At 44.2% G+C, this 7,590-nt stretch carries 1 protein-coding gene and 1 pseudogene; one reads left to right on the plus strand and one right to left on the minus strand.

The features are described from left to right. Positions 1-43 precede the first annotated feature (43 nt). Positions 44-6,442 carry an alpha-L-fucosidase gene (locus HMPREF9965_RS05310; RefSeq protein WP_001083113.1) on the plus strand — a complete coding sequence of 2,133 codons (6,399 nt, stop codon included), beginning with the start codon at positions 44-46 and terminating at the stop codon, positions 6,440-6,442. A 151-nt stretch (positions 6,443-6,593) separates the two neighbouring features. Here the strand turns inward: HMPREF9965_RS05310 and HMPREF9965_RS05320 are convergent. Then, positions 6,594-7,396, minus strand: a pseudogene (locus tag HMPREF9965_RS05320) (transposase). Positions 7,397-7,590: the final 194 nt, after the last annotated feature.

Consider the following 7,590-nt stretch of genomic DNA (forward strand, 5'->3'; position numbering starts at 1 on the left):
TTGGGCAGTAGCTGACTGCCTTTCTAAAAACTAGGAGTATATTATGAATCGATACCTTTTTGAAAAAGGGCAAACATTTAGCATTCGGAAGTTGACTGTAGGTGTGGCATCTGTTATCGTGGGACTGGCATTTTTTGCTTCTGGAACCGTGCGTGCAGACGAAACGTCTCCTGCCACGACATCCAATTTAGATCAGCAAATGAAACAAGTCGCAGATATAGAAGAGACCAAGGCTGAACCAGTCAAAAAAGAAGGTCGTGTAGAAGCTGAAAAACAAGAAACACCTGCTGCCGATACCAACAGTGCTGACTTGCTCCCTGAAGACATTCCGGACCGTGCCTATCCGGACACACCTGTCAAAGAACTCGATACGACTACTATCGTTGATCAAAAAGCTAGTCCAAAAGTAGAAACTAAGAGCATTCTAAAGGATATGGAAGAAGCTCCAAAGGAAGCTGAGAAAGGAAACCGTGCCATTATTAACGGTGGACAAGACCTCAAACATATCAACTACGAAGGACAACCTGCTACTGCTGCTACTATGGTCTACAGCATTTATAATGGTGGGGCTCAACGATACATTGTTTCTGGGTCTGGTATTTTCGTATCTCCTAACGTCTTCTTGACAGTTGCGCACAACTTTTTAGACAAAGAGGGTCATGTTCGTGGTGGAGACTCTGCGCGTTTCTATTACAATCTAGGCTCCAACGCTCCCGTTAAAAATTCTCAACCAAATTCAGGAAATACCACACTCTTTCAAGAGAAAGATATCCACTTCTGGAACAAAGAAGAATTTAGCAAGGGATATCAAAATGATTTAGCAGCAGTTGTAGCACCTGTCCCTATACAAATTGCAAGCCCAAATAAAGCAGCAACTTTTGTACCACTCGCTGAGCATAAGACTTACAAAGCAGGAGACCCTGTCAGCACGATTGGTTATCCAACTGACTCTAGTTCGAAAGAACTCAAACAGCCTATCGTAGCTGGCCAACTCTATAAGGCTGACGGCAAGGTAAAATCCGTCGATCCTTATGATGACAAGGGAGCTACTGGCATCACTTACCAAACAACTTCTGTATCTGGTTTGTCTGGTGGCGGAATTATCAATGGTGATGGAAAAGTCATCGGCGTACACCAACACGGAACGGTTGACAACGGTGTGCCTGAGAAAGACCGCTTTGGTGGTGGACTTGTCCTCTCTCCTGAACAACTCAAATGGGTCAAAGATATCATTGACAAATATGGTGTCAAGGGCTGGTATCAAGGGGATAATGGCAAACGTTATTACTTTACACCCGAAGGTGAAATGCTTAGAAATAAGACAGCTGTCATCGGAGAAAATCAGTACTCCTTTGATGAGAGCGGTGTCGCTACTCTGGTCAAGGGAATTGATTACGGACGTGTGGTTATCCAGCACGTGGATGAAGCAGGCAATCCAGTCAAAGAAAATGATACTTTCTTAGACAAAACAGAAGTGGGAACTGGCTTTGACTATGATTTCAAGAAAGCAATCACTCCAACCGAATTCTACAAGCAAAACCTAGAGAAATACCAGATTGTTTCCATTGATGGGGTCGAGATTCAGAAGCAACTAAAAGACGAGTGGAACCACAATGTCGTTAGCAAAACAGCTCCTGGAACCCGTGTCATCAAGGTAGTCTATAAAGTCAACAAAGGCACCTTCAAAGTTTACTACCGTCAAAAAGGAACCGCTACTGAACTAGCGGAAGCAACAGTTGATAACAATGACGGTCAAGAGTACGACGTTTCCTTTGTCAACACTTTCCATGCAAAAGACATTGCTGGCTACCGTCCAGTAAAAACTAGCTTGGAAGCAAGGATCCAGCAAAAAGGGGTTAATGAGGTCGTCTTTGAATACGAGCCAGTCGCTGATACAGCTAATCCAACTACACCGACTCCACCAGTCTCTCATCCAGAAGATAAGGAAACTGAGATTGGTAATCATGGACCTCTTCCAAGCAAGGCCCAACTCGATTACCACAAGGAAGAATTGGCAGCCTTCATCCACTACGGAATGAACACTTATACCAATTCTGAATGGGGAAATGGGAAAGAAGACCCTCGACACTTCAATCCAACCAACTTGGATACAGACCAATGGATCCGTACTCTGAAGGAAACGGGCTTCAAACGAACCATTATGGTTGTTAAACACCACGACGGATTCGTTGCTTACCCATCTAAGTACACCAACCATACCGTAGCTGCTAGCCCATGGAAAGATGGAAAGGGTGACCTTCTCGAAGAAGTTTCCAAGTCTGCTAGCAAGTATGATATGAACATGGGTGTTTACCTATCACCATGGGATGCCAACCATCCTAAATACCATGTTGCAACCGAAAAAGAATACAACCAATACTATCTCAACCAACTGAAAGAAATCCTTGGTAATCCGAAATACGGTAATAAAGGGAAATTTATCGAGGTTTGGATGGATGGTGCGCGTGGTAGCGGTGCCCAAAAAGTGACCTATACCTTTGATGAATGGTTCAAATACATCAAAGAAGCTGAAGGAGATATTGCCATTTTCTCTGCTCAGCCGACAAGTGTTCGCTGGATCGGAAATGAACGGGGGATCGCAGGTGACCCTGTATGGCATAAAGTCAAAAGGGCCAACATCACAGACGATGTGAAAAACGAATACCTCAACCATGGTGACCCTGATGGTGATATGTACTCTGTAGGGGAAGCTGATGTTTCGATCCGTTCAGGCTGGTTCTACCACGACAATCAACAGCCGAAATCACTCAAAGAGTTGATGGATATCTACTTCAAGTCTGTTGGTCGTGGAACGCCACTCCTTCTCAATATTCCACCAAATAAAGAAGGAAAATTCGCCGATGCAGATGTGGCTCGCTTGAAGGAATTCAAAGCAACCCTAGACCAAATGTATGCGACTGACTTTGCCAAAGGTGCCACTGTAACAGCAAGTTCGACTCGTCAAAACCACCTTTACAAAGAAAGCCACCTCACAGACGGTAAAGATGACACCAGCTGGGCGCTCTCAAATGATGCCACAACCGGTAGCTTTACAGTCGATTTGGGGCAAAAGAGACGCTTTGACGTCGTTGAACTCAAGGAAGACATCGCCAAAGGTCAACGTATCTCTGGTTTCAAGATTGAAGTCGAAATCAACGGACGCTGGGTGACTTACGGCGAAGGTTCGACCGTTGGTTACCGTCGCTTGGTTCAAGGCAAACCTGTAGAAGCACAAAAAATCCGTGTAACCATCACCGGTGCTCAAGCAACCCCAATCTTAACCAACTTCTCAGTCTACAAGACACCAAGCAGCATTGAAAAGACAGATGGCTACCCTCTTGGACTGGAATACCACTCAAACACAACGGCAGATACAGCTGGAACAACTTGGTACAATGAATCTGAAGGTGTTCGTGGCACTTCTATGTGGACCAATCAAAAAGATGCCAAAGTAAGCTATACCTTCACAGGAACCAAGGCCTATGTCGTCTCTACGGTCGATCCAGGTCACGGAGAAATGTCCGTCTACGTTGATGGTCAAAAGGTTGCAGATGTGCAAACTAAGAATGCTAGTCGTAAACGCAGCCAAAAAGTCTTTGAGACAGGCGATTTAGCACCAGGCCAACACACTATTACCCTCGTGAACAAAACAGGCGAACCAATTGCTACAGAAGGAATCTACACCCTAAACAATGATAGTAAAGGGATGTTTGAACTCGAGTCTACTAACTACGAAGTCGAAAAAGGAAAACCAGTCACTGTTAAGATTAAACGTGTTGGTGGAAGCAAGGGGGCTGCTACTGTGCGCTTCATCACAGAACCTGGAACTGGGGTTCACGGTAAAGTTTACCAAGATACAACTCAAGATGTGACCTTTAAAGACGGAGAAACAGAAAAGACTGTTACCATCCCAACGATTGACTTTACAGAACAAGCCGACTCTGTCTTTGACTTCAAAGCCAAGCTCACTTCTGTCACTGATGGTGCCCTGCTCGGTTTCGCTACAGATGCAACCATCCAAGTGATGAAAGCTGAATTGCTGATCAAGGGCCAAACAAGTTATGATGACCAAGCTAGTCAGTTGGATTATAGTCCTGGCTGGCACCATGAAACCAATTCGGCAGACAAGTACCAAAAAACGGAGTCTTGGGCTTCCTTTGGCCGCTTAACTGACGAGCAAAAGAAAAAGACAACTGTCACAGCTTACTTCTACGGTACTGGACTTGATATCAAGGGCTATGTTGATCCAAATCATGGTATCTACAAAGTCTTTCTAGATGGCAAAGAAGTTCCTTACCAAGATGGCATGGGAAATGCTTCAACTATTGATGGCAAGAAATACTTTAGCGGTCGTGCAGCCCAACGCCAAGGCAATCAAACTCTGGTTAGCCTAAAAGGTCTGGACGAAAACTTGCATGCAGTCACCCTTCAACTCGATCCTGATCGAAACGATTTGTCTCAAAATATCGGTATTCAAGTGGACCAATTCATCACTCGTGGCGAAGGCAGTGAACTCTACAGCAAAGCAGATATCATCCAGTCTATCTCTAAATGGAAAGATGATCTGTCCAACTTTGATCCAGCAGGCTTGAAAAATACGGCTACTGCACGCCAAGCTTTCCAAGCAAATCTAGAAAAATTGAGAAACCAACTCAGTGCTGATGCAGTGGATGTTCAGGATGTCATGTTGACAGTCAGTGCCCTACAAGATATCCTATCTAAGGATGAGAACTATCAAAGAGGCCAAGAGGAACCTAGTCCAGAGCAACCGGAACAGCCAGAAGAACCTGAGAAACCTGACCAGCCTGAGAAACCAGCTGAACCAAAACAACCGGAAATTGAGTATGATAAGGCTATGGACAGCTTGACAAAAGCTATCGAGAAAAAAGTCGCTGAGCTTGGATCCAACAAGGAAGCTAAGAAGAAATTATTAGAAATTGCTGACCAAGCCATTGCTGCCATCCAAGAAGCTAAAACTCAGGAAGCAGTCAATCAAGCACTAGAAACCGCTCTCGAACAAATCAACAAACTCGAAGCGGCTCAGCCTGAGAAACCTGCTGAACCTGAAAAACCAGTTCAGCCTGAAAAACCAACTCAACCGGAAACTCCAGCGCAACCGGAACAACCTGCCGAGCCTGAAAAGCCAGCTCAGCCTGAAAATCCGACTCAACCAGAGAAACCGGCGCAACCGGAAAAACCGGCGCAACCGGAAAAACCGGCGCAACCGGAAAAACCGGCGCAACCGGAAAAACCGGCGCAACCGGAAAAACCGGCGCAACCGGAAAAACCGGCGCAACCTGAGAAACCGACTCAACCGGAAACTCCAGCGCAACCTGAGAAACCTGCTGAGCCTGAGAAGCCAGCTCAACCGGAAAATCCTGCTCAACCGGAAAATCCTGCTCAACCGGAAAAACCTGCTCAGCCTGAAAATCCGACTCAACCTGAGAAACCGGCGCAACCGGAAACTCCAGCGCAACCTGAGAAACCTGCTGAGCCTGAAAAACCAGTTCAACCGGAAACTCCAGTTCAACCGGAAAAGCCTGCTGAGCCTGAAAAACCAGTTCAACCGGAAAAGCCAGCTGAACCGGAAAAACCGGCTGAACCGGAAAAACCAACTCAACCTGAGAAACCAGCTCAACCTGAGAAACCAGCTCAACCTGAGAAACCAGCTGTGCCTGAGAAACCAGCTGTGCCTGAAAAACCAGCTGTGCCTGAAAATCCTGCTCATCCGGAAAATCCTGCTCATCCGGAAAATCCTGCTCATCCGGAAAAACCAGCTGTGCCTGAAAAACCGGCTGAACCCGAGAAACCGGCTGAACCCGAGAAACCAGCTGAGCTTGAGAAACCAGCTCAACCTGAGAAACCAGCTCAACCTGAGAAACCAGCTCAACCTGAGAAACCAGCTGTGCCTGAGAAACCAATTACTTCTTCAAGTCCTGAGGAAGGGCTCAAGGACCTTGTCTTTACACTTCCAAGTTTGGAAATCGTCAATAAGACAGTACCGTTCAAGACTATCCGTCGCGAACACCCACAATTAGACAAAGGAAAAGAGCAAGTTCTATCAGAAGGAAAAGACGGTCTCTTAGTCGAGTATGTTGAAGTGGACGGTGACAATCGCAAGGTTCTCCAAACAGAAGCAACTCCAGCTCAAGATCGAGTGATTGAGGTAGGTAGCAAACAAAGCTCAGTTGGAACAGAGGCACCACCAGTTGTGACTCTTCCTGAGTATGTTCTACCAAGAGAGACTGAAAAAACTGCTCCAGCCGTAACAGACAATTCACCATCAAAAGATGAAAAAGCTCCTGTTACAGCTACAATCAAAGAAGATAAGGAAAGAGAACTCCCTGCAACCGGGGAACAAGAAACGAATGCCTTCCTCTTCTTGGCAGCCATTACTTCTATCTTGTCTCTCCTCATCTTCCAAAAGAATTTTAAAGACTAATAACAATCTTTGGTTGATTCTTTCCCATTATTTCAGTTCCCCCGTTGAGAAGACCATTTGGTCTTCTCATAACATAGACAAACGTCATTTTTGGCGTTTGTCTTTTTATCTTTTCGAAAATATTTTCTTCATCACTAATCTCTCCAAAAATCTAAATTAGAGAAAAATAAAAAAGGATATTCGCTATCCACTTCATCAATTTTTTGATATTTAAACACGCCAAAGTAAGCCCAACCTTATCCTCCATTTTGGACTTCCCTTTCTCTCTAGTGTATCTTAATTTATGGTATTCCTTCGCAGTCCCAAAGATTCGCTCAATGGTTGCTTTGTGTTTTCTATAGAACTCTTTCATACCTCTTTGATGCCGAATCGCTTCACGACACTCAAGATCATCTTTCCCGACATGCCTCGTTATTACATTTTGCTTGTTTTGACTTTTTGTACAAATAGATAATAAGGGACAGGCGACACATACTTTGGGATTACTCTTATACTTTCGATAACCTTCGCGGGTCGTAGTTCGATAGGTTCAATTAAACCAGCGCATAAAGCTTGGTTGAGAAGCCGTGAGAAAACCTCAGAAATTAGTTTTTTATCACGAAAGCAACGGCCGTCATTCTTTCCGTATGTGATAAAATGAGGAACCTTATCATCCAAAGTAAAATCAAGAAACCAACGATAAGCTAGATTCACTTCCATCTCTTTAATGATTGGGCGCATGAAACGGATACTACAAAAACATTGAATCAAAGGAATTTTAACTAACAGGATAGAATTGAGATTAGGACGACCAGTAGTTGGACGATAGGTATCTTCTACCAAGTCATAGATAAAATCAAAATTAATCATTAAATCTACTTGGCGAAGGAAGCAATCTTTTAGAACCAATTGGTCTGTTGTATAGAAACCATATTGTCGGCAATTATAATCTGGTTTTTCTTTGCGAAACCTCACAATTCTTCTTATCTCTATTTATATGACAATCTGGGGCACTATTTGGGAAACGTTTTACTACCGATAGATGAAATGGCGCACATTCAGTTATAGAAGAAAAATTACTATGAGGCTGTTCAAAGAGGCTTTGAGGGTATTAAAAAATAAGAAAACTACAATCGCAAACATACTGAAGATAGGAAACTATGGTATAC

The organism is Streptococcus mitis bv. 2 str. SK95 (assembly GCF_000222705.1).
In the GTDB taxonomy this organism is placed as follows: domain Bacteria; phylum Bacillota; class Bacilli; order Lactobacillales; family Streptococcaceae; genus Streptococcus; species Streptococcus mitis_AY.

Coding starts and splice junctions, on each gene's coding strand:
- HMPREF9965_RS05310 (WP_001083113.1), top strand. CDS start 44: ATGAATCGATACCTTTTTGAAAAAGGGCAAACATTTAGCATTCGGAAG.